Genomic DNA, 21622 nt, shown 5'->3' with positions numbered 1-21622 from the left:
CTGGTTGCTCGCAACCAGGGGTTCATTGCACATCCCTATTATAAAAACTCCTTTTATCTCGAGATCCAGCTCCTATTGCCATAAAAATCGGAATAAATGCTCAAAAGTTGACAAAAGCAACAAAAAATACAGCGGATTTAATTGCATTTATAAATAGATCTGTTTTAGATTTAGCACAAGAATTTTTAATATTTAAATGGTGTATTTCATGAATAATGTAAAAAAAGGCATTAGCAGATTAATTTTTATGGGAAGATGGCTACAGCTTCCTCTTTATTTTGGTCTTATTTTAATACTGGCTGTTTATGTTTATCGTTTTATTCATGAGCTGTATGATTTAGTGATTCATCTCAACAGAATCAATGATACACTCATCATGTTAGGTGTACTCGATCTGATTGATGTGGTTATGATTGCAAATCTTCTGATTATGGTAGTTATGGGCGGATATGAAACCTTTATTTCCCCGCTGGCCCTGGACTCGCACCCAGATCAACCTGAATGGCTTGATCATCTTGACGCTGGCGCTATGAAAGTAAAGCTTGCTCTTTCATTAATTGGTATCTCATCAATTCATCTGCTAAGAACGTTTATTGATCCAAATAAACTCAGTAACTTCTCCGTGATGTGGCAAGTACTTATTCATTTGACCTTACTCATTTCAGCTTTGGCAATTGCATTTACTAATAAAATGCTTGAACAAAGTAAGACACATTAAAGTTTTAAGCAGCATGGATGCAAAAGCAAAAATGAAAGGAGAACCATCTACAAAAAACTTTATTTAGATAAAAGTAGGATGAATTAAACGCTACTCTTATGTCGAGCATCAGGATAATTTTCCCATAATTACCCTTAATGTTCCTATAATTGTAACCACTCTTATTATACCTTAAAAAAGGACAATATGGATTAAAAGATTAAACTTTTTGACAAAAGATTCTAAAGGCATCATGTGACTGATATGCATGCTTTTTCAAAACAGGTGTAAATTCAAGTATATTAAAACCTGCATCACTGAGTACTTTTTTTAATTCATCTTCCTCATAGAGTGATAAAAATTTCTTAAAATCCTAATGAGCACGCTGCCCATGCCCCATCAAAAGAAAGTGCGGGTAAGGTAATTGATTCAATATCCATTAAATGGAACTCTGCACCAGGTGCAGTACGCTTGGCAATCTCAAGTAAGCCCTCGCAAAAATCAATTCCCAAAACACGTGCTCCTTTACTGGTAAAAAGAACCGCGTCTCTTCCAGAGCCACAGCCTATATCAATAATGTGTGGATGTGGTGGCAGTAATTCAATAAATTTTTCTATGGATGCAAGAGGAGCAAGCTCCGCTACATTATGCGCAAACACTTCCGCTGTTGCTTCATAACTGGCTTTAGTGATTTCTTTATTTGATAGTGTTTCAGAATACATTTATTCCTCCTAATTCAAGTTTTTAAATAATTAGTTAATCATACCAAAATCGATGGACATTAGAATTCAATCCACACCTGATTTTGTTTAAATTTTATACTAGATTAATATTTTGTTAATATTTGATCTTTATAATATGTATCAAAGTGACTTTGATAAACAAGGTATGGATACCTCGTATGTTGTCTAAAAATATGAGGTTATAAGATGCAGTCTAAAAAAGAAGTGGAATATCAAATTGGTGTTTGTGTAAAAGATACGGGTCAAGAAAATGGTCCTGGACATGTATCAACCCTACTGATTAAGAAAAAAGGCGATTCAACTACAATTTCTCACACAAGTTTTTTTCCTGGTCCGCTTGGAAGTGTTGTCAATGGATTAACTTTGGGCTCTATACCGGTTAAAGGACAATTAGCACCAGATCATATACAAGATATACAAGAAGCGGACCATGTTTTAGTTGCTTCTGTATCTAAAGAACAGTTTAAAAATGCAAAAAAAGGACAAAAAGAATTTCATCAGCAAGTAGAGAGCGGCCAACGTGCCTACTCTGTTTTTGGCAAATCAAATCCGATAGCAAAAGGCCTAAATAGCTTGGCTAATGGATGTAAGGGCGCACAGTTAGTTACAGAAAAACATTTACAAACAAGTGGATCGCTTCCACCTGAAGATTTTTGTGGTATCCATGTATTTGATGATGATCATCCAAAAATTGAAAAAAAAGTACGTGTAGATAACTGCGCAAGTTCAGTGACACATGTAGTGCAAAAAAGCGGTTTTGTTGATTTTAAAAATCCCAATATACCAACATTTTTTACTTCAGAGCTAGAAAAACATGGTTTCAAAAAAGTAGAAAAAGTGGACTTTGCGAAGAAATTTGAGATTAAATTATAATAATCACACGGGTGTACGTTGTATTTAATAGCTTAAATAAATATGACGTACACAACCCTCACTATTTGATTAAAAATTTAATAGCTTGTTATAATCTATACGCTATATAAGCAATTTCTCTAAGTCTAAAAAAGGATTGTTATGTTTTCATTTTTAAAATCTAAAAAAAATAACGGAATTACTCCTACCTCGCCAAATTCAACTCCTAGCATTGATCCCTCTGATTCACAAGAAAAAAAATCCACTGAAACTGCAAAAGATACTTGGGTATTTATTTGGGATATGACTGCAGATAAAGTGGGGCACGCGGCAATACAAGTAGGTGGATCCAAACCAAAAATGAAAAACGAAGATCCAGGAGAGTATGCAAGTATTCATCCTGATAAAATTCCATCCACAGGATTAACATCAGTATTACCTTTACCCACACACATTGCTACAAATTTATCTGAAGATATGGAAACATTAGGTGCTTCAGAGCATGCTTCTGTTACTGAGCTAGGTGAACCAATAAAGATAAAACTTAAAGATGCAAGCCCCTTACCGCCCGATCATATTTATCACTATAAAAATCTGGGCACTTCCGAAATGAGTAAGCATATTGAGCAAGCTCATAAAAAAGTAAAAACAGGTAAAATGGGTTATCAGCTATTTCCAAATGTGAATCTCGTTGGACTCTTTAAAGACAGTCCTGCATTTATCACTCAAGACCCCATTGATGTTGAACTGCATCGAAGGGTAGCTGAGAAAAAAACAGATAATCATGAAGTACATAATTGCACTTCATTTGTTAGTGAAACTTTGAATAAGGGTGGATTGCCTGTCAACTGTTCAAAAACAAAGCCCTGGGGCATTACTCCGAATGGCTTATCGGATGAAATAAACAGTAACGGGCCTAAAATTTAATTCACCAGCCTAGATGCCGCGACTTGCCACGGCATCCAGATCTAAATTGAAGAGTCATTCAGCGTTTTATCTGGAAAAAACTTATTAAAGCTCCTTTTTATTGTTCGACTTTAATCGTGCCACATCATAAATAGTAATTGGTGACTGAACTCCTTTAACCTTTACCCGAAGATGCCCATTAATCTCGATGTCTTTTGCAACTTCCTTATAAGTGGATTCAGAAATCAGTATCTGTCCACCAAGACTTAAATCTTGAATTCGCGATGATAAATTAACTGACGAACCTATAGCACTATACTGCATGCGCTTTTTGGAGCCAATATTTCCAACCACAGCAAAGCCTGTATTAATTCCTACCCCCATCTCTATATGTGGTAAATTAATCTTGCTATTGGTTTGATTCAGTTTTTTTAGCACCCGTTGCATTTCTAAAGCACAAGCGACAGCACGGAGTGAATCATCTCCAGAGGAGTATGGTGCACCAAAAATAACCATAATTGCATCGCCAATATATGCATCAACAATACCGTGATGCTTTTCGATAACAGGAACCATTTTACTAAAATAGCTGTTTAAAAGCGAAACAAGAGTTTCACCAGGAATCGATTCAGATAAGGGGGTAAAGTTTCTTAAGTCACTAAACAGAATGGTAATTTTATTTTTATGCCCACCCAGTTTTTGATGATGAGGTGATTCAAGAATTGTATTCACTACTTCATCAGACATATAAAAACTAAATACTTTGCGAATTAACTTATTACGTACCTCGAGTTGTTTTTTTATCTTTTGCAATAAAAGATTCGTCTTGCGTAAAGTTAACTCATCTTTGGCAATGTGAGCTAGATTTAATAAGAGGTTTAGTTGTTTTGAATCAAACTCTTTTGGAGAGGTATCCGCCAAACAAAAGGTACCTACGTTATAACCCAAGGGATCAGTCAAAGGAATGCCGGCATAAAATCGAATAAATGGATCCTGTTTTACTAGAGGACTATTTGCAAATCGTTCATCGTTAAGCGCATCGTTAACAATTAGTGGTTCACTTTTTTTTATTGTCACATTACAAAAAGAAATACATCTAGGTGTCTGCTTTGCTTTTAAACCATACCGCGCTTTAAACCATTGTCTTTCTTCATCAAGAAAGGCGATATAACAAATTGGAATATTAAATAAATCAATCGCAAGGCGTACCAAGCGTTCGTAACTCTCTTCAGGAAGCGTATCCATAATTTTTAATGCTTGAAGTGCATCAAGTCTTTTCTTCTCTAATTCTTCAAAAGGTTCTGTTTTTTTCTCTTTCATAATAACTCTCTTCTCTTGGGCATCTTGAATTAGCGAAAGACAAATAGCCTAATTTTCATTACATATAGTCATTATAGATTAAATATAATCTTTCTTTTTGCATCATGATTAATTCATATGATATTCTCTGTTTCATTTCTGCTCTTGGCTTATAAAAATGTTTACATTAAGAAATGAAAAGACGCGCCATAGACAATTAAGCAAAGTTAATGAACATGGTGAATACGCGCCATTTCCAGGAGTGACAGTAGTATCGGCCTGCTATCCTAAGCAAAAGGAATTTTGTGAAACCATTTATAAGTTCTTAGTCAGTAACCCACTTATCCTACATTATTTTTTACCACTTCCCGCCCAAAGTTATCATATGACTACAATGAGCTTGGAAACAGAACAACAAATAGGAAGTTCATGGAATCAATTTATTATTAATAACTTGCCTCACTATAAAAGGATCAAGCAAACGCTACAGAAAAACGCTCTTTATCCTTCAATTGAAAAAATGGAAGTCAGCATTGGTAGAACCATTTCTCTCTCTTTATCTTTGCCCAAAGAACAAGAAGCACAAATTAAGAAAATAGCCACATCTTTAAATATCGAAGAAACAATACCTAAAGTTTTCCATATTACATTAGCTTATTCACGTTTCAATAGAGCAATCTCCAAAGAAATTTCTGAACAATTACACGCAGAAATTGCCAAAGAAATCAATAAAGTTATTGAAAAAATAGAATTTCCACTGGAAATTGCAGAATACGCGCTTTGCTATTTTAATGACATGATGGCTTTTCCCTCTTGGGATGCAGAAAATAATCCGTTTATTCAATCTAAGTCGCCACATCACTATCCAAGCGTCATCAAAGGCGATAAAAAAGATATGGATGAACTCCAAGAAGAACATGATCACGAGACGATGCTTACCATTTAGATCATTATTTCAGTTGAAATAAACATTTTGATCTTATATTGTTGCTTCTTAATCATACATGAATTAGGGAGTTTTCATGAAAAACCATTCAGGAATATTTAGGTTAAGTGATTATAAGATTCTCGATTATCAGGTAAAGCACATTGATTTGGAAATAGATCTTTCTAAAAAACCCGTTCAATCAAAAGCTTTATTAACTATCAAACCCAATCCAAACTCCAAGTCTTATTCCACTGATTTGGAATTGGATGGTGAAAATATGATCTTAGAAGCCGTTTTACTTGATGGAAAAAAGCTAACCCACGAAGAATATGAACTGACAAAAGATTCTTTAATTATCAAAAATGTTCCTCAGGATCGAGCATTTACTCTCGAAACAACAACACGTTTGGGTGAAAATACCGATTTATTTGGTTTATATGAAACAGAAGGAACTATTCTGGTGAAAGCTGAAACCGAAGGACTTCGCCGCGTTCTCTACTGCCATGATCGTCCCGATAGTTTAGCGACCTACAAAACAACAATTATTGCTAAAAAAGAAGATTACCCTGTATTACTTTCCAATGGTTCACTTATTGAGCATAACGATCTAGAGGAAGGACTTCATTCTGTAATCTGGGTAGATAAAGTGCCTAAGCCCAGTTATCTATTTGCATTAGTTGCAGGAAAACTACAAAAATCAGTAACTTATTTCAAAACACGTTCAGAACGTGAATTACCAATTGAATTTTATGTCCCTCCTGCAGCTACAACAAAATGTGATTTCGCTAAAGAAGTTTTAAAAGAAGCAATGCGTTGGGAGGAGGAAATTTTTGACTTAGAATGTGAGTTACCACAGCATATGGTAGCCGGAGTTGATAAGTATGCCTCGGGCGCTTCTGAGCCGACAGGCTTAAATTTATTCAACACCGCAAACTTATTTGCTACTCATGAAACCCGGACTGATACGGACTTTTTACGAGTTTTAGAAGTTGTTGCCCATGAATACTTTCATTATTGGTCAGGTGATCGTGTCACGATTCGTGATTGGTTTAACTTACCCTTTAAAGAAGGATTAACCACATTTAGAGCTGCAATGTTTCGTGAACGTTTATTTGGCACTGATTTAATTCGGATATTGGATGGTAAAAACCTGGATGAACGTGCTCCACGACAAGATACCTATGCCAATGTTAGAAGCCTTTATACACCTGCGGCTTATGAGAAAAGTGCTGATATTTTTCGTATGATGATGCTTTTCCTTGGTGAAGAAACTTTCTATAGAGGAATGAACCAATTTCTAAAAGATAATGATGGCGGCGCAATAACACTAGAAGATGTATTGGCATCATTAAGTAAATCAACAAAGAAAGATATGAGCTCCTTTCTACATTGGTTTACTGAATCAGGTATTCCACAAATAACAGTTACTGACGAATATGATGCAGAAGCAAAACGCTATACTCTAAAATTTAACACTAAAGATGGAAAAGGAAGACCAATACCAATTGTTGTGGGGTTACTCAATAATAAAGGGAAGGAGATGCAAGGCGATACCATGATAATGGTTGAGCAATCTGATACGGAGTTTCATTTTGATAATATTGATTCACGCCCAACCCCTTCTTTATTACGTAGCTTTTCTGCTCCTGTACATCTTGAGTTTACATACAGTACAGAACAGTTATTGCTGCTTATGCAACACGATAGTAATATATATAATCGTTGCGAAGCAGCAAATAAACTGATCTCCCAAATGGTCAAAAATTATTGTTCTGGTAAGACCATTCTATTTACTCCTGAGTTTTTTAACGCTTACCGAAGCATAATCAATGAGAAAAATAGTTCTTTAAACTATTGGTTACTTGCCGAACTCATGGCCATACCTTCTGAAGAAGTCTTATTTTCCAGCATGCAAAATCAGGATTTTGAAAAAATAGCAGAAGCACGTCAATTGATTCAAAGTCAGCTAGCAAAAGAATTAAAAGAAGATATAGTCCGTATGCAAAAAAATCTGGATATCATACCTGTATCTCAGCATTCGCCTTTTAAATCGTTTGATATCTTATCTGCGGGAGCACGACGTTTAAGACAAGTTTGCCATGCTTATTTGGCTGCGGTACAGTCCGAAAAAACAGAACAACAATTGATTGAGCAATTCAATAATTCATTAGGTAAAAATATGACTGATTGTATCTCAGCACTCAACCTACTGCTAAGTAATAACTGCAGTCAATCGGACAAACTATTAGCATCCTTTTATGACCTCTGGCAAAACGATCCAAGTGCTATTAATTATTGGTTTAATGTTCAGGCAGCAGCCCATTCAGAACATGTAGTGAACTTGGTAAAACAATTAATGCTACATCCTGCCTTTGATTTGTCTAATCCCAATAAAGTGAATGCTTTATTGGGAACATTCATTAAAAATCCTTACGGATTCCATTCTATATCAGGAAAAGGTTATCAATTAATCGTCGATGCAATTCTGAAATTAGAAAAAATTAATCCTACTTTAGCTGCCAATTTGACAGAAAAATTCAATAACTGGGATAAATACGATGAGAAAAGGCAAAAACTAATGTTAAGCCAATTGGAATTTATTAGTACACATGCTGCATCTGCCGATGTGAGAAGCATGGCAAAAAAGGGGTTAGAGAAGAGGACGCTTGATCTACCTCTTCTCATGCAACAAATGTTCTTTGCTTCTCCAACAGATGCAACAAATTTGAATAAGGATGAAGAAAAAACTTATTCCTATCATTAATAACCTAACCAAGACACTCTTGAGCAAAGGTAATCCAAGCTGATTATCAAGTTTTTTTCATATTGGCAGGTTATTTAGTGGCAACTAGGAAGAGGATCAACCTTTAATTAAGACCATCATTAATGGATCAACTTTTTGAGATACAATTTAACAAAGGGGCAAAAGCAATTATTTTCCCCTTAAAAGAACTTCTGCGCAACGCTCTGGTGCCGTCCTCTTATCCAAACCCAGCTCCTCTTTACTGCGAGCTTTCTGACGCTTCTCTGCAAAAAAAGAGGCTATAGTGCTCGAAAAATATTTTTCTGGGAGATAAGGTTTGCCAAAATGAGTATAAGAGGGTTTTCCTTCCAATACTCCTTGGTTTAATAACGCACCTGGTACAGCCTGTGCGACACGATCAGCAGCCTCAGCGGCCTCATTACCACTCACATTGGCGCATATAAATACTTGTTCAAACTCAGGATTATTGACTGTTAACTCTGGTTTTTTAAGCTTTGAGAATAAACTATCTGTTAAAATAATTTTAAATTGACTTTTACATTCATTATGATGTTTTTTATAAACTGCGAGCAGTTCAGTTAAATAAACATCAAGATTTTCAATACCGGGATGAAGGCCAAGACGAACATTAATATTGGGATGTTTGGGAAGCACGTCGAGTAGACAATTTAAAAAAGTACTATCAATAGCAACAGGCTGAGTAGTACTGCTTACAAAAGCAAAAGATTTCCCTTCAGTTATTTGCAAGCTTTTTTTTGTTTTATCTGTCCTATCTTGTTTTGCTTTTAAGATTTTTGCCAATTCTTCATCACTTGCAGCTGTTGGTGGTTTTGCTGCAAAAGCATTATCAATACTCAGATGCCCAATAATGTGCAATTTACTTTTGTCCACAACTCCAAAATCAATTACTGCGTGGTTTAATGGCAATGCCCATCGTACATTAGATCTGTTTTTTAAGGTAGATAAATGCTCCCATAATTGATGAACATCTGGCTTGTACATAAATTCATAAGCCATGAGTACTGGAATATCTTCTAGTGCTGCCGCAATTTGAAATGGAATGTTACTGCTGATCGATGGGATGCCGCAATAAACCTGCTCAACCCTCTCCTTTTGCAAATAGTTCATTAGCTTATCGAGCTGCTCTTTACTACAAGAACCATCCGGAAAAGTTTTATTTTCAGTGGTAAGTAGCTCTGGCAATGTGATCTTAGTAGTCTTTAATGTCGAATTAAAATTCGCTATACGGTCTTGGGCTGTTTTAGTTAACGGGATAAGAAGGACCTCATGTTTACCATGAGTTTCTATCGCTTTAATCGAACTTAATGCTAAATCCGTATCGCCGGCGCTACTAATAAAAAAAGCCAACTTCATGAAATACATCCAAAATTAAATTATTAAGTGAGCAATAATACCAAAAATAAAACAAAAAGTCCGTCGGTTTTTTTCAACAAAATGCAACGAATACTATAATACTGACTATATAATTATTTAACCCAATACGCTAATTTTTATCTCTTCGAAATACTTTATTTTTGACTAAAAATAAAATATAAATTCGCGTTTTTAGATCATATTTATCAACTGGTTGATAAATATATTAAAGGGTTAACTATTTTGATTTTTTGTCAAAACCAAGTGCTTTCGCTATTTTCTTATTTAAAAAATGTTTAGGCAATAATCTCGGTAGTATCCAGTCGGAGAAAAGGTTAGGAACTAACACATAACGTGTTTTAGGATGAGGATTAGATAAAATTTGATATGCAAGTTCGCCCACTTTTTTTGTTGGTAAAGCAGATTGAGCAACTTTATGATAAATATAACTTTTAAATTTAAGTAGAGACTTCGTATAAACTGATTTGTACAGTTCATCCTCACTCAATTGATCCTCATTCTTATGCCAAATCTCGGTATTAACCATTCCCGGTCCAATAAGCACTACATCAATACCATAAATCATCAACTCAATTCGTAACGTGTCTGAAAATGCTTCTAAGCCATGTTTTGAAATCGAATAGGGGCCAAAAAAAGGCCTACAGATTTTACCCGATACAGAACCTATATTGATGATCTTTCCCGGCGAGCCTTTCAGGCTCTTATCTGCGCCAAGTAAAGACACGAAAGCTTGAGTTACCTGAATTTGTCCAATAACATTCACCTCAAATTGACGGCGAAATTCATCAATTGGTGTATCTATTAGTGGACCAACAACAGCAATCCCTGCATTATTGATTAATCCCCATAGCGTTTCGCCCTGTAATTTTTCACCTACTTCTTGTGCTGCATTTCTCACTGCAACTTGATCGGTTATATCAAAAATTAGAGGAGAAAAAAGTGTACCGAGTTCATAAGTAACACGCAGCGCATCTTTTTGATTGCGCACACTGCCAAAAACTTGAATACCATGAGTAAGCAATTCCTTTGCTATGGCATATCCTATTCCTGATGAAACACCCGTAACAACTACAGATCGCATTTTTAGCTCTCCTTTGCTTACACATCAAAATCAAATGACGGTTAAACTTCCTATTTTCTTGGATGTTGTAATTATCTATTTTTTTCCAATTGCCGATGCATCAAGAGATATTCAAAATCAAATTCATTTCATGGAGAAAGTCGGGCTCGCCCGGCTAATAGTGATTTCTACAATTAATTACGCTTGAGGCTCTAGCAATTACTATTCGTGTTCAGGATGCACTACAAAAATACCTGGTGCATTTCTTAGATATTCGTTGTAATCCATTCCATAACCAAATATATAATGATCTTCTACTTGTAAACCTACAAAATCAGCTTTTTGCAAGCCGTTAGGAACACGTTTTCGATATTTATCCACTAAAACAGCACTGTATACCTTTTCTGCTCCTAAAGTTTTTAGAGCATCAATAATTGCTGCCAATGTAACACCGCCATCCAGAATATCATCCACAACAAGAACTGTCCTTCCTTTCAAATTAGCTGATGGCTTCACTTTCCAGGCAATCTCTCCACCCGTTATATCACCTCGATAACGCGTTGCGTGGACATAGTCGACTTCTAGTGGAAAATCCAAGCGTGGTAGTAAATTACCTAGAAGGACTAAGCCCCCTACCATAACACAGACAAGCACTGGATTTTGATCTTGCAATTCCTTATGTATATTAATCGCCATTCGATCAAGAGCGGCTTCAACTTCGTTAGTAGTAAACAAGCAAGTTGATTTTTCGTAAACTTCTTTAATTTTATTTGGAATCGTCATTATAAATCCTTGGGACAAAGGAGTGGGTTATTGGAAAGCATTCATTTAATCTTTTATTTTTCCTGTTCCAGGAAAAGGACTAACTTTACCTCCATAGCCCGGATTATCTTTTACTTTAGCTGTTCCTTGTTTTGTAACTTCATCAATACGATAAATTGAATGCATTGGAATAAAAGTCCGCTTTACCCCATTAAACTCAATTTTTAATCGCTCTTCTGAGGGATCGACAACCAAGGCAGTTTGTTCACCAAACACCAGCTCTTCAACTTCGAGAAATCCAAACATATCACTTTCTTTAACAGAACGTGCATAAACTTCATAAATTGCTTCTTGATTGGCAAAAGTGATTCTGAATATCGTTTTTTTATTCATAAAATTAACCTGTTCTTATGGCGGAACAAAGTATACAAAAACAAAGGGCATCTATTCAAATTAAAATTGGCGTGAATCGCCTTGTAACTCGCATTTTATGCCATAACTGCTAATCTTTAAACTATTAGGGGTTACTAACATTCATACCCTGTGTATATTAAGTTAATGAGGAAATATATCATGTCACAAAATAAACAGGAACAAGATCCTATTCAATTAGGTAACATGATTTTTTTTCAAAATCTGGTTCCCGGACTACAAAAATCTCCATTAATTGATCATTTTAGGTTAAAATGCCTTGATACAGAAAATAATGAATCGCTTAAAAGACAACGTGAAGCCTTACTCATGGAATTCCCTCCTATTCTTTCTTTTATAAGTAAGAAACAGAAAGATCAATTTTATGAAAATGAAGCAATAAACTGCAAACAATTTTGTTGTGGTGGAATGACGCCTATTAGCGCTTCATTTGTAAATGACATTGCTTTTACACCTACAGACCACTATGTATTTTCTCCTGGGAGTGGCCAACTTTATGAAGGAAGCCAAGAAACGATAGGCAACACAATAAAAAACGATGTTGCTCAACAACAATTTGGCAGCTCAAGCCAAAAAGCATTGATGGATAGCTTGGCAACATTTGATAAAGCAGTTACTGAGCGAACTCAATCATCAGCTACTATGGAAATAGAGTCTCCCTCATTAACAGAAATAAAAAGCCTCAATCCATTTGATATGACACCAAAACCCAAAGAGACTTAGGGCTTGTCTACAATCCTACTCTCTTGGTCAAAATAATGAAACTCCTAATATCTATCATTTTTTATTTTATCGGACGAATACAGCTCATGGCTTTGAAAAATAACCGGCTGTAATGGAACTTCATAATCTTTTATTGACTCATCAGGGGTAATTTGCAGTTTAGGTTTTATAACTTGATACTTTTGAGCAATATAACAGTAAAAACCAGAAGGAAAAGGCCAAAGCATCTTGCCTATTTCATCCAGAAAAGTAAATTTTTTAATTAATGATGCATTATTTACCGGAGGTATATAACAAAAACTACTTAGAGAATATTGTCTATAACCTCTTTGTAAAAAAATTCGATTTAAATTGAATGGAGAACGCATTTTAACCTTTTGATCACTATAACAATGCAACAGCCCGATTTTCATCGCTCCGCCCCAAAGGCTCCAAGGATTAATGCTTAATAAAATAACAAAACCCATAGGGTTAAGAACGCGATCGATCTCATCAATCAAACTAAGGCTGTTAGAAAAAGGCTCCAGCGTGAGGGGCGCTATAATACAATCCACACTGTTACGATCCAGTGGAAGCTGGTTTAAAGCACATTTAATTTGAATTTTATTGGCTAAAGAAAAAGGAGATGCAATCCATTTATGGATGTAATTAAATTTTTTTAGCCAGATATTATCACCACAATTGCCTAATTGCAGCAGTGTTTCACCATGTAAATACTCGCTTTCAGGCTCAAGGTTAACTAAAAATTCATGGGCAGCAAAAAGCCCCAAGGGCGATTGAAACCATTTATTCAGGGCACGATATTGTTTTAATTGCCGTTCAATCAACAAAATAATACCTTAGATAGTTAATCCTGAATTAAACTACAATACAACGAGTTTCATATACATACAATCCATTTTTTGAGTTTAAATAGCTTGGAAATTTAAATAAAAGAACTTGAGGCTATTGTCCTACATAAATTTCCTCTGCTAAAGGGCAAGATAGAACACCGAGGTGCATAAAACAGGTGATTTTATGAAAGAGATTAACTATAGTTACTATCATAATCAAAGCCGATAGAACTTATGTTAGGAAGCAACGAATTTAAATTACATGGAATAGGACAGTTGTTTGTTCTTGAAAAGCTTTTGGATAAACCACAGGCGGCTGAGTTCTGTAAGAATGCTTCTGCAGAAAAAATATCCTTAGTTCAATACCTTGTCAAAAATAACATTTTATCAGCGACACAAATTGCATTTACAGCAGCTCATAATTTCGGCGTTCCCATGCTTGATTTGGACTGTATTGATATCGACTCCATTCCTATGAGTTTGGTCAATGAAAAGCTAATTCGTCGCCACTCAATGGTTCCTCTATTTTATCGTGGAAACAATTTATATCTTGCAACAGAAGACCCAAGCAAACACGCTTCTTTAAAAGAAATCCAATTTCATACAGGGCTTAATACGCATGCAATTATAGTTGAGGCAGATAAACTCAGCACATTAATTGATCATTTACTGACGGTACAAGAAACTCAGGGTTTATCCGAATTTGTTGGAGATGTTACTGAGTTTGATGGGATTATTATTAACGAAGAAGAACATGAAACAAGTATTGCTACCTCGATAACAGAGGATGCCCCTATAGTTAAATTCGTCAATAAAATACTTCTTGATGCGATTAAACAAGGAGCTTCAGACATTCATTTTGAGCCTTATGAACAAGAATACCGTATACGCTATCGACAAGATGGTATTTTACATGAAATCGCAACGCCTCCTGGAAGTTTAGCTATGCGTATTACGGCTCGAATAAAAATCATGTCCAGTTTGGATATTTCAGAAAGACGAATTCCACAAGATGGTGGATTTAAGATGAAAATATCCAAAACCAGATCCATCGATTTTCGCGTCAGCACCTGCCCTACTACCTCAGGCGAAAAGGTTGTGATGCGGATATTAGATCCTGGTTCAGCAAAATTAGGTATTGAAGCTTTAGGGTTCAGTTCTATTCAAAAAGAACATTTTATACATGCAATTAAACGTCCCCAAGGCATGATCCTGGTCACTGGACCAACAGGAAGTGGTAAAACCGTAACCTTGTACACTGCATTGAATATACTCAATACTAAAGAAGTAAATATTTCCACTGCTGAAGACCCAGTTGAAATTAAAGTACCAGGAATCAATCAAGTTAATATCAATCCCAAAGCAGGATTGACTTTTTCCAGCGCTTTACGGGCATTTTTACGGCAAGACCCTGACATCATAATGGTTGGGGAAATACGTGATTTGGAAACAGCTGAAATAGCAGTTAAAGCAGCACAAACAGGACATTTGGTACTCTCAACGTTACATACAAACAGCGCTGCTGAAACATTAAACCGTTTAGTCAACATGGGAATTGCAACATTTAATGTAGCCAGTTCAGTAACGCTTATTATTGCTCAACGCTTAGCCCGAAAATTATGTGAACATTGTAAAGTCTTAAGAGATGACATCAACAAGCCGGGCTTGTTAGAATTAGGCTTTGCAGAAACTGATTTAGAGGGAATTAAATTATATAAAGCAGGAGGATGCGCCAAGTGTACCAATGGATACCGCGGGAGAATAGGATTGTTTGAAGTATTGCCTATGACTAAAAAACTTGGCCAAATCATCATGTCGGGAGGAAATTCTTTGGATATATTAAGAATCGCCCAGGAAGAAGGCATGATTACTATTTATCAATCGGGACTTGAAAAAGTAAAACAAGGCATTACCACTATAGAGGAAGTCAATCGGGTAACCGTTGATTAACCGCGAAAAAATGAAAAAAAATGCCAATACCACCTTAGCCTTTCATTACACAGGCGTTAATAAAGCGGCTCAGAAAATAAATGGAGATATTGAGGCCAGGAGTCTTGCGTTAGCCAAAGTAGAGCTGCGCAGACAAGGAATTATCGTTAACAAAATTGCCAAGAAACGCGTACCTCTTTTCAGTCTAAAAAGCAAAAAAATAAAGTCTGGGGATATTACGGTATTTAGTCGTCAATTAGCGACAATGATTGAATCAGGAATACCTTTAGTGCAATCCTTTGATATCGTTGCAAAAGGGCAATCCAATAAACGGCTTAAAGAATTAATTGAAAATATAAAAGGTGATGTTGAAACAGGATTAACACTTTCTGAGGCACTGAAGAAAAATCCTGCCCATTTTAACGAATTATTCTGCAATTTGGTGGAAGCTGGCGAAAAATCAGGCTCTCTTGATATCATGTTAGATAAAATCGCTACTTATAAAGAAAAAATAGAAACGATAAAAAAGAAAATTAAAAAAGCTTTAACCTATCCTATGGCTGTATTGGTTGTTACTTTTCTTGTCACGACTGGCTTACTTATTTTCGTTGTCCCTCAATTTGACGCTTTATTTAAGGGTTTTGGTGCAGACTTGCCTGCTATGACCCAAGCAGTTGTGAGTATGTCTAAATTTTTTCAATCCTATTGGTATTTAATTTTTGGAGCTTTGGCTAGTAGTATTTATGCGTTTATTTATGCACTAAAACACTCGTCTCAGTTTGCGCAAAATGTAGATAGAACTGTGTTGAAACTACCTGTAATAGGTCCCATTGTTGAGAAAGCTGCAATTGCTCGTTTTTCAAGGACGCTATCAATTACTTTTGCAGCTGGCTTGCCTCTTGTTGAAGCACTTAAATCTGTAGCAGGTGCTACAGGAAATATTATTTTCGCTAAAGCCACTGACACAATTAGAGAAGAGGTATCTACTGGTCAACAAATAAATAAGGCCATGGAGAATACCCAACTATTTCCAAATATGGTGGTTCAGATGGTTGCCATTGGTGAGGAGTCAGGTGCATTAGAGAGAATGTTAAGTAAGGTTGCTGACTTTTATGAAGAAGATGTTGATAATACTGTCGACTCGCTCAGCAGTTTATTAGAGCCTGTTATTATGACTGTTTTAGGTGTCTTGGTAGGCGGACTTGTAGTTGCAATGTATCTACCTATCTTTAAACTAGGATCTGCAATATAAATACCTACATTTTTCAGCAGGATCATTCAATGATATATGACCTCATTACCAATCATATTTGGTTTATGTATACTGCGATCGCCCTATTCTCGCTCGCAGTGGGCAGTTTACTTAACGTTATTATTTACCGCTTGCCCATAATGTTGGAAATAGAATGGAGGCAACAATACAATGATTTGATCGGAATCAAGAAAGACGATCAACAATCAATTAATTTATTTTTTCCACGATCTTTTTGCCCTTCGTGTAAAACAACGGTTAAGGCCTGGCAAAATATTCCAATTTTAAGTTATTTGTTTTTACGTGGACGCTGTTACCAATGCAACGCGCCCATTTCCATTCGCTATCCTTTAATTGAATTAGTCACAATGCTTCTCTCATTATATGCGGCTTGGCATTTTGGTTTCACGGTACAATTGATTTTTGCATTGATTGCGATTTGGATTTTAATTTGTTTAATTTTCATTGACTTAGACCATCAGATTTTACCTGACAGCTTAACCTTAAGTTTATTATGGATAGGGCTTATTGCGAATACTGAATATTTGTTTACTCCCTTACCTCAAGCAGTGCTTAGTGCTGCAGGAGCTTATATAGGATTATGGATATTTATTAAAATATTTTATTTATTCACTGGCAAAATTGGTATGGGCAATGGCGATTTTAAATTGTTTGCTGCATTTGGTGCTTGGTTTGGTTGGATATTTTTACCGTTAATTCTACTTCTTGCTTCAATTAGTGGTACAATTATTGGCCTATTGTATTTACGTTTACAAAATAAATCCAAAGATACTACAATTCCCTTCGGTCCTTTTTTATGCATAAGTGGACTAATTTCTTTATTTTGGGGCCATAGTATAGTGAATTGGTATTTACATTTTTGGATATAAAATGAATGACAGGATTCATGAATGCCCTATCAAGTTATTTTATTTGATCTCGATGATACGCTAATCGATTTTGCTTATTCCCAGCGAATGGGTTTAAAAAATATTTATAAAAAATTTTACTCCGCAATTCAATATGCTGTCTTTGAGCAGAGTTATAAGGAAATCAACACCCTTCTATGGAATCAAGTTGGAGCCAAAGAAAACACACTTATGCCAAGTGAGGTGAGATTGCTACGATTTGTGCAATTAAATCAAAAGCTTTCTTGCTCTGTATCCGCAGAAGAGGTTGCAAATGAGTATGATAGCAATCTTTGCATCCATGCTCATTGGATACCTAATGTGAAAACTGCCATTGAGTTTTTACATCAAAAAGGACATATTTTAGGCATTATTACTAATGGTTTTGTCGAAGTTCAGGGAAAAAAACAGCGACGACTGCAATTAAATGATTGGTTTGATTGTTATATTGTTTCTGATGATGTTGGTGTAGCTAAACCCAATATAGAAGTTTTTAATATTGCTGTGCAGGAAATTACGAACAGGCGCAAACACTCTATTGAGAAGCATTCGATATTGATGGTGGGTGATTCCATTATTAATGACGGTTATGGAGCAAGAGATTTTGGGATTGATTACTGCTTTGTTAATCCTCAAGCATTAAATAATGTATCCTCAGAAATCCCTATTAAATATACTATTAGCTCTGTTGCTCATTTGCCTGCTTGCATAGGCTATGAAATTGAATACATCAATTTTTTAAATTCATACGAGTGTGACGGGGTAAGTAATCACATAGAGTAACAAGTTAGAGTTAAAAAATGGAACAATTAAAATATAGAACAAAGGAAACGCCTAAAAATACTAAGCCCAAGTTTAAACTTTAAAAAGTTGGTAAATATTAATTCCAGCATTTACAATCTAAATATACGTGAAAAAAATAAAATTATTTTAATTTAGCCTGAGCTAAAGGATTGATATGGATATTAGTTTAATAGTATTTGCTGCGCCTATTTTTTTGATTTTAATAGGTATTGAATGGAGCATTGCCTATTATAAAAAATCAAATGTATATCAATTCAATGATTCTATAAATAATTTTACTACCGGTATCTTTGAGGAAATTGCCGCTCTGCCTGTAAGAGGACTCATAATATTCGGTTATTATTATTTATACGAGCACTTTGCTTTTTTTTCTATTGACCCACATTCGATTAGCTCTTGGCTTATGTTGTGGCTTGGCGCTGATTTTTGCTACTACTGGTATCATCGGGCAAGCCACCGGTGTACTTTTTTTTGGATAGGGCATTCTGTTCATCATCAAAGTGAATGTTTTAATCTATCGGTCGCATTAAGACAGGGGTATTGGCAAACCTTAACGTCCTGGGTTTTTTATCTGCCTTTAGCCTTAATCGGTTTTCCGACTTGGATGTTTGTCATAGTTTCCTCGTTAAATACTATTTATCAATTTTGGATCCATACTGAATCAATTAACCGCATGGGATGGTTTGAAAAAATATTTAACACGCCTTCTCATCATAGAGTCCATCATGGAAAAAACCCGCAATATATAGATAAAAACTATGCAGGAAGTTTAATTATTTGGGATAAGCTCTTTGGAACTTTCGAGCCAGAAAATGCTCCTGTAGAATACGGGGTAACCGAGCCTTTAGATTCATGGAATCCTTTTTATGCCAATATTAAAGTGATTAAAGATGTATTGTATTATGGAAAAAATCTAAAAAATAAACTGGATATAATTAAAGCTTTTTTTATGCCTCCAGAATGGATAATTTATCATTTACAAAACCAAAATCAAAACATCTCAAAAAGAATTATTACCTCTAAAAATCGTACATCTCCTAAATTATATATGCTATTAAACATAGGACTTGCAATCACCTTATATGCTTATCTCTCGTTTACATTCACATCGAGCACACCAAGTTCTTGGTTTTTAGGAGTATTTATCCTATTTACCCTTTACATACTTGGCTCAATCGCCAATGGCAAACAGAAAATCTTAATTCCTGAGTTGATACGATCCGTTTTAGCCTTATCAATTCTTATTCTATTAGGAGTTAATGTGCTTTTTTCTTTGGGCTTAACACTATTATTTTTACTGGTTAATCTTTACTTGTTTCATTATAAAATTCTCAAAAATCAACCGCATGCATCTTCTATATCAGCATAAACAAAGACTAATTCAATTGAATCAACCCGGGTTCGGGTTTTATATACTATACTAAAAACAGATAATAAATTATTTAATTTTTCGTTTTCCCTGCGGTCAATTCGTAGTTCGACGTAGTGAATGTGAAGTGCTTTTCTGTTTAGTAAAGTACTTTGTTTACGAAGCAAAACTAATACAACTATTATTTTGGGAGACCTTTATGAGAGTTGGCGAATACTGTAACCGGAATGTAGTTGTAATTAACGGCAATGAATCAGTAAAAAATGCTGCAGAACTCATGCGCTCCTATCATGTTGGTGACTTGATTTTACTTGAGGAACAACAGAATAAAAAGGTGCCTATAGGCATAGTCACCGATCGTGATTTGGTTATTGAAGTCATGGCAGCAGGAATTAAGCCTGACTCGTTGTTAGTCAAAGATATTCTCACAGAACCATTTACCTGTATTTTTGAAAATGACAGCCTTTTTGACGCGCTTGAAATGATGCATTCAAAAAAAATCCGTCGTTTGCCAGTTGTTAATAATGAGAATGCTCTTATAGGCATAATTACTCTAGATGATTTTATTGAAATTCTGGCTGAAACAATGGTCAATGTAGTTGATGTAGTTAAGCTTCAACAAAAAAAAGAAGCAAGACAAAGAACATAGCTTTAAAAATGATATTGATGTATATGATATAAGGAGCAAACAATGAAGAATTCAGTACATTTTCCTATACAAATAGTATTTAATAATCTAAGACACTCTCAAGCTATTGAGGATAATGCACGCAAACATGCTGAAAAATTAGCGAAGTATTTTGATGGAATTATAAATTGTAATGTAAGCATTGAAACCCATCGGCATCATAATAAAGGGAAAATTTTTCATGTACGTATTGATCTTATGGTTCCCAATGCAGAGTTGGTAGTCAATCGAGATCTTGCTGAAAATCATGCTCATGAAGACGTTTATGTTGCAATAAGAGATAAATTTCTTGCTATGACTCGAAAACTTAAAAAGTACGTTCATAAACAACGGGGAGAAGTAAAACATCACGAACAACCTCCCGAGGGATTTATTCGCGAAATCGCTCCTATTGCTGACTATGGTTTTATTGAAACAATTGATGGTAGAAGACTTCGTTTTACCAGTAAAAGTGTCATCGACTATGATTTTAATAAATTAGAGGTTGGAAAAAGGGTTTCTTTTGTTGAAGCAAAAAGTAATGATGGCCCAGCCGCCAGTACTGTATATGTAGAATAAATAACGTTTGATGAAAAAGACTCATTGTCTTTTTCATCAGCATCATATCTTATAGAGCTTTAGTTCATCCTATCTAAATTTTAAATAATATTTGAATTTTAAAGTCCTACCTGTATCGATATACTTTTCATATCAGATAACTAATAAGGTAAAATTAATATGTCATTCATCCAATTATCAAGCCATGGGACAACTCCTTTTGAGCGTCTTTTGGGACACACTCCTGAAATACTCAATCAATGGGGGAAATTGGAGGCTGATTTTTTAGAGCAAGTAAGACGTGCTTTAGCTTTTAATAATCAATGTCATTATTGTATGCCAAAGGCGGGGCCACCTGAGCAAGATCCGCAAGATGAACGTCTCATTGAAGCATTAAGATTTGCTAATCTATTTTCAATAACGCATGAGTCGGCCGATAAAAACGAGATAACACGATTAAAAAATTTTTTTTCTGAAGCAGAAATTGCAGAATTAATCGCTTTTCGCAGTTTCATTTCTGCTGCACAGAAACTTGGTGCGGCTTTAGGTCTTAAGGCTATGCCCCATTATATAGAGGATGTTGATAATAAATAATTAAAATGAACAGAGAATTAGTTAATTTATTGCATGCACTATGGTAGAAAAATAATCTGTCCATATAAATATTTGACGACATACTAACAAGATGGGGTTAAGATACGATTTATTCTCATTAAAAACGGATAGTTCTCCTGACTCAAT

Annotated in this window: 21 protein-coding genes; 14 read left to right on the top strand and 7 right to left on the bottom strand. The window is 35.3% G+C overall.

Translation table 11 applies throughout. The annotated features are described in order from the left end of the window. Positions 1-208: 208 nt before the first annotated feature. Positions 209-718 carry a TIGR00645 family protein gene (locus DY223_RS08360; protein WP_058459924.1) on the top strand — a complete coding sequence of 170 codons (510 nt, stop codon included), beginning with the start codon at positions 209-211 and terminating at the stop codon, positions 716-718. A 344-nt stretch (positions 719-1062) separates the two neighbouring features. On the opposite strand, the gene DY223_RS08355 is transcribed toward DY223_RS08360, so the two are convergent. Then, complete coding sequence (locus tag DY223_RS08355) at positions 1063-1419, bottom strand: class I SAM-dependent DNA methyltransferase (protein WP_058459925.1); 357 nt, start codon at positions 1417-1419, stop codon at positions 1063-1065. A 207-nt stretch (positions 1420-1626) separates the two neighbouring features. On the opposite strand from DY223_RS08355, the gene DY223_RS08350 reads away from it, so the two are divergent. Next, the gene (locus DY223_RS08350) at positions 1627-2313 is read left to right on the top strand and encodes a hypothetical protein (protein ID WP_058459926.1); all 687 of its coding nucleotides are present in this window, start codon (positions 1627-1629) and stop codon (positions 2311-2313) included. A 141-nt stretch (positions 2314-2454) separates the two neighbouring features. Next, a complete protein-coding gene (locus DY223_RS08345) occupies positions 2455-3219 on the top strand; it encodes a hypothetical protein (RefSeq protein WP_058459927.1) in 765 nt (254 codons plus the stop codon). 84 nt (positions 3220-3303) lie between these two features. Here the strand turns inward: DY223_RS08345 and DY223_RS08340 are convergent, their stop codons facing one another. Next, positions 3304-4518 carry an adenylate/guanylate cyclase domain-containing protein gene (locus DY223_RS08340; RefSeq protein ID WP_058459928.1) on the bottom strand — a complete coding sequence of 405 codons (1215 nt, stop codon included), beginning with the start codon at positions 4516-4518 and terminating at the stop codon, positions 3304-3306. Between the two features lie 157 nt (positions 4519-4675). On the opposite strand from DY223_RS08340, the gene DY223_RS08335 reads away from it, so the two are divergent. Together DY223_RS08335 and pepN are read left to right on the top strand one after the other, a co-directional pair. Continuing rightward, positions 4676-5443: a DUF1868 domain-containing protein gene (locus DY223_RS08335; protein ID WP_058459929.1), complete on the top strand. Its 768-nt coding sequence runs from the start codon at positions 4676-4678 to the stop codon at positions 5441-5443. A gap of 76 nt (positions 5444-5519) precedes the next feature. Beyond that, positions 5520-8189 carry an aminopeptidase N gene (gene pepN / locus DY223_RS08330; protein WP_058459930.1) on the top strand — a complete coding sequence of 890 codons (2670 nt, stop codon included), beginning with the start codon at positions 5520-5522 and terminating at the stop codon, positions 8187-8189. Between the two features lie 168 nt (positions 8190-8357). Here pepN and DY223_RS08325 read toward each other — a convergent pair whose 3' ends face one another. The 4 genes from DY223_RS08325 to DY223_RS08310 all read right to left on the bottom strand — a co-directional run bounded on the left by DY223_RS08325 (position 8358) and on the right by DY223_RS08310 (position 11799). Then, the gene (locus DY223_RS08325) at positions 8358-9563 is read right to left on the bottom strand and encodes a hypothetical protein (protein WP_058459931.1); all 1206 of its coding nucleotides are present in this window, start codon (positions 9561-9563) and stop codon (positions 8358-8360) included. 238 nt (positions 9564-9801) lie between these two features. After that, positions 9802-10665: an SDR family oxidoreductase gene (locus DY223_RS08320; protein WP_058459932.1), complete on the bottom strand. Its 864-nt coding sequence runs from the start codon at positions 10663-10665 to the stop codon at positions 9802-9804. 201 nt (positions 10666-10866) lie between these two features. Beyond that, positions 10867-11427, bottom strand: coding sequence for a hypoxanthine-guanine phosphoribosyltransferase (locus DY223_RS08315; RefSeq protein WP_058459933.1), 561 nt, complete (start codon positions 11425-11427; stop codon positions 10867-10869). Positions 11428-11472: 45 nt separating this feature from the next. Further along, entirely contained in the window at positions 11473-11799 is a 327-nt protein-coding gene (locus tag DY223_RS08310) for a DUF1820 family protein (RefSeq protein WP_058459934.1), read from the bottom strand. A 180-nt stretch (positions 11800-11979) separates the two neighbouring features. On the opposite strand from DY223_RS08310, the gene DY223_RS08305 reads away from it, so the two are divergent. Beyond that, entirely contained in the window at positions 11980-12561 is a 582-nt protein-coding gene (locus tag DY223_RS08305) for a hypothetical protein (RefSeq protein ID WP_058459935.1), read from the top strand. Positions 12562-12605: 44 nt separating this feature from the next. Here DY223_RS08305 and DY223_RS08300 read toward each other — a convergent pair whose 3' ends face one another. Continuing rightward, positions 12606-13391, bottom strand: coding sequence for a methyltransferase domain-containing protein (locus DY223_RS08300; protein WP_058459936.1), 786 nt, complete (start codon positions 13389-13391; stop codon positions 12606-12608). A 237-nt stretch (positions 13392-13628) separates the two neighbouring features. Between DY223_RS08300 and pilB the strand changes: the two genes are divergently transcribed. From pilB to DY223_RS08260, 8 genes are all read left to right on the top strand, one after another. Next, on the top strand, positions 13629-15344 hold the full coding sequence (pilB, locus tag DY223_RS08295; RefSeq protein WP_058459937.1) for a type IV-A pilus assembly ATPase PilB: 1716 nt from the start codon (positions 13629-13631) through the stop codon (positions 15342-15344). A gap of 10 nt (positions 15345-15354) precedes the next feature. Then, complete coding sequence (locus tag DY223_RS08290; RefSeq protein WP_058459938.1) at positions 15355-16575, top strand: type II secretion system F family protein; 1221 nt, start codon at positions 15355-15357, stop codon at positions 16573-16575. Positions 16576-16604: 29 nt separating this feature from the next. After that, positions 16605-17465 carry a prepilin peptidase gene (locus tag DY223_RS08285; protein WP_058459939.1) on the top strand — a complete coding sequence of 287 codons (861 nt, stop codon included), beginning with the start codon at positions 16605-16607 and terminating at the stop codon, positions 17463-17465. 21 nt (positions 17466-17486) lie between these two features. Further along, a complete protein-coding gene (locus DY223_RS08280) occupies positions 17487-18266 on the top strand; it encodes an HAD family hydrolase (RefSeq protein ID WP_058459940.1) in 780 nt (259 codons plus the stop codon). Between the two features lie 175 nt (positions 18267-18441). Next, positions 18442-19656, top strand: a complete 1215-nt coding sequence (locus DY223_RS08275) for a sterol desaturase family protein (RefSeq protein WP_058459941.1) — start codon at positions 18442-18444, stop codon at positions 19654-19656. Between the two features lie 199 nt (positions 19657-19855). Continuing rightward, entirely contained in the window at positions 19856-20305 is a 450-nt protein-coding gene (locus tag DY223_RS08270) for a CBS domain-containing protein (protein ID WP_058459942.1), read from the top strand. Positions 20306-20347: 42 nt separating this feature from the next. Then, complete coding sequence (locus tag DY223_RS08265) at positions 20348-20902, top strand: HPF/RaiA family ribosome-associated protein (protein ID WP_058459943.1); 555 nt, start codon at positions 20348-20350, stop codon at positions 20900-20902. Positions 20903-21061: 159 nt separating this feature from the next. Then, positions 21062-21475: a carboxymuconolactone decarboxylase family protein gene (locus tag DY223_RS08260; protein WP_058459944.1), complete on the top strand. Its 414-nt coding sequence runs from the start codon at positions 21062-21064 to the stop codon at positions 21473-21475. Positions 21476-21622 lie beyond the last annotated feature (147 nt).

It is taken from the genome of Legionella bozemanae (genome assembly GCF_900450575.1).
Taxonomy (GTDB): Bacteria; Pseudomonadota; Gammaproteobacteria; order Legionellales; family Legionellaceae; genus Legionella; species Legionella bozemanae.
Note: the sequence above shows the minus strand (reverse complement) of the source record. Positions and strands in the feature narration are given on the sequence as shown.

Bases quoted from the DNA above. Each gene is read 5' to 3' on its own strand.
- DY223_RS08325 (WP_058459931.1), bottom strand. From the start codon at position 9,563: ATGAAGTTGGCTTTTTTTATTAGTAGCGCCGGCGATACGGATTTAGCA.
- DY223_RS08285 (WP_058459939.1), top strand. From the start codon at position 16,605: ATGATATATGACCTCATTACCAATCATATTTGGTTTATGTATACTGCG.
- DY223_RS08265 (WP_058459943.1), top strand. From the start codon at position 20,348: ATGAAGAATTCAGTACATTTTCCTATACAAATAGTATTTAATAATCTA.
- DY223_RS08270 (WP_058459942.1), top strand. From the start codon at position 19,856: ATGAGAGTTGGCGAATACTGTAACCGGAATGTAGTTGTAATTAACGGC.
- DY223_RS08350 (WP_058459926.1), top strand. From the start codon at position 1,627: ATGCAGTCTAAAAAAGAAGTGGAATATCAAATTGGTGTTTGTGTAAAA.
- DY223_RS08340 (WP_058459928.1), bottom strand. From the start codon at position 4,518: ATGAAAGAGAAAAAAACAGAACCTTTTGAAGAATTAGAGAAGAAAAGA.
- DY223_RS08280 (WP_058459940.1), top strand. From the start codon at position 17,487: ATGCCCTATCAAGTTATTTTATTTGATCTCGATGATACGCTAATCGAT.
- DY223_RS08355 (WP_058459925.1), bottom strand. From the start codon at position 1,419: ATGTATTCTGAAACACTATCAAATAAAGAAATCACTAAAGCCAGTTAT.
- DY223_RS08290 (WP_058459938.1), top strand. From the start codon at position 15,355: ATGAAAAAAAATGCCAATACCACCTTAGCCTTTCATTACACAGGCGTT.
- DY223_RS08275 (WP_058459941.1), top strand. From the start codon at position 18,442: ATGGATATTAGTTTAATAGTATTTGCTGCGCCTATTTTTTTGATTTTA.
- DY223_RS08320 (WP_058459932.1), bottom strand. From the start codon at position 10,665: ATGCGATCTGTAGTTGTTACGGGTGTTTCATCAGGAATAGGATATGCC.
- pilB (WP_058459937.1), top strand. From the start codon at position 13,629: ATGTTAGGAAGCAACGAATTTAAATTACATGGAATAGGACAGTTGTTT.
- DY223_RS08260 (WP_058459944.1), top strand. From the start codon at position 21,062: ATGTCATTCATCCAATTATCAAGCCATGGGACAACTCCTTTTGAGCGT.
- pepN (WP_058459930.1), top strand. From the start codon at position 5,520: ATGAAAAACCATTCAGGAATATTTAGGTTAAGTGATTATAAGATTCTC.
- DY223_RS08315 (WP_058459933.1), bottom strand. From the start codon at position 11,427: ATGACGATTCCAAATAAAATTAAAGAAGTTTACGAAAAATCAACTTGC.
- DY223_RS08360 (WP_058459924.1), top strand. From the start codon at position 209: ATGAATAATGTAAAAAAAGGCATTAGCAGATTAATTTTTATGGGAAGA.
- DY223_RS08310 (WP_058459934.1), bottom strand. From the start codon at position 11,799: ATGAATAAAAAAACGATATTCAGAATCACTTTTGCCAATCAAGAAGCA.
- DY223_RS08345 (WP_058459927.1), top strand. From the start codon at position 2,455: ATGTTTTCATTTTTAAAATCTAAAAAAAATAACGGAATTACTCCTACC.
- DY223_RS08335 (WP_058459929.1), top strand. From the start codon at position 4,676: ATGTTTACATTAAGAAATGAAAAGACGCGCCATAGACAATTAAGCAAA.
- DY223_RS08305 (WP_058459935.1), top strand. From the start codon at position 11,980: ATGTCACAAAATAAACAGGAACAAGATCCTATTCAATTAGGTAACATG.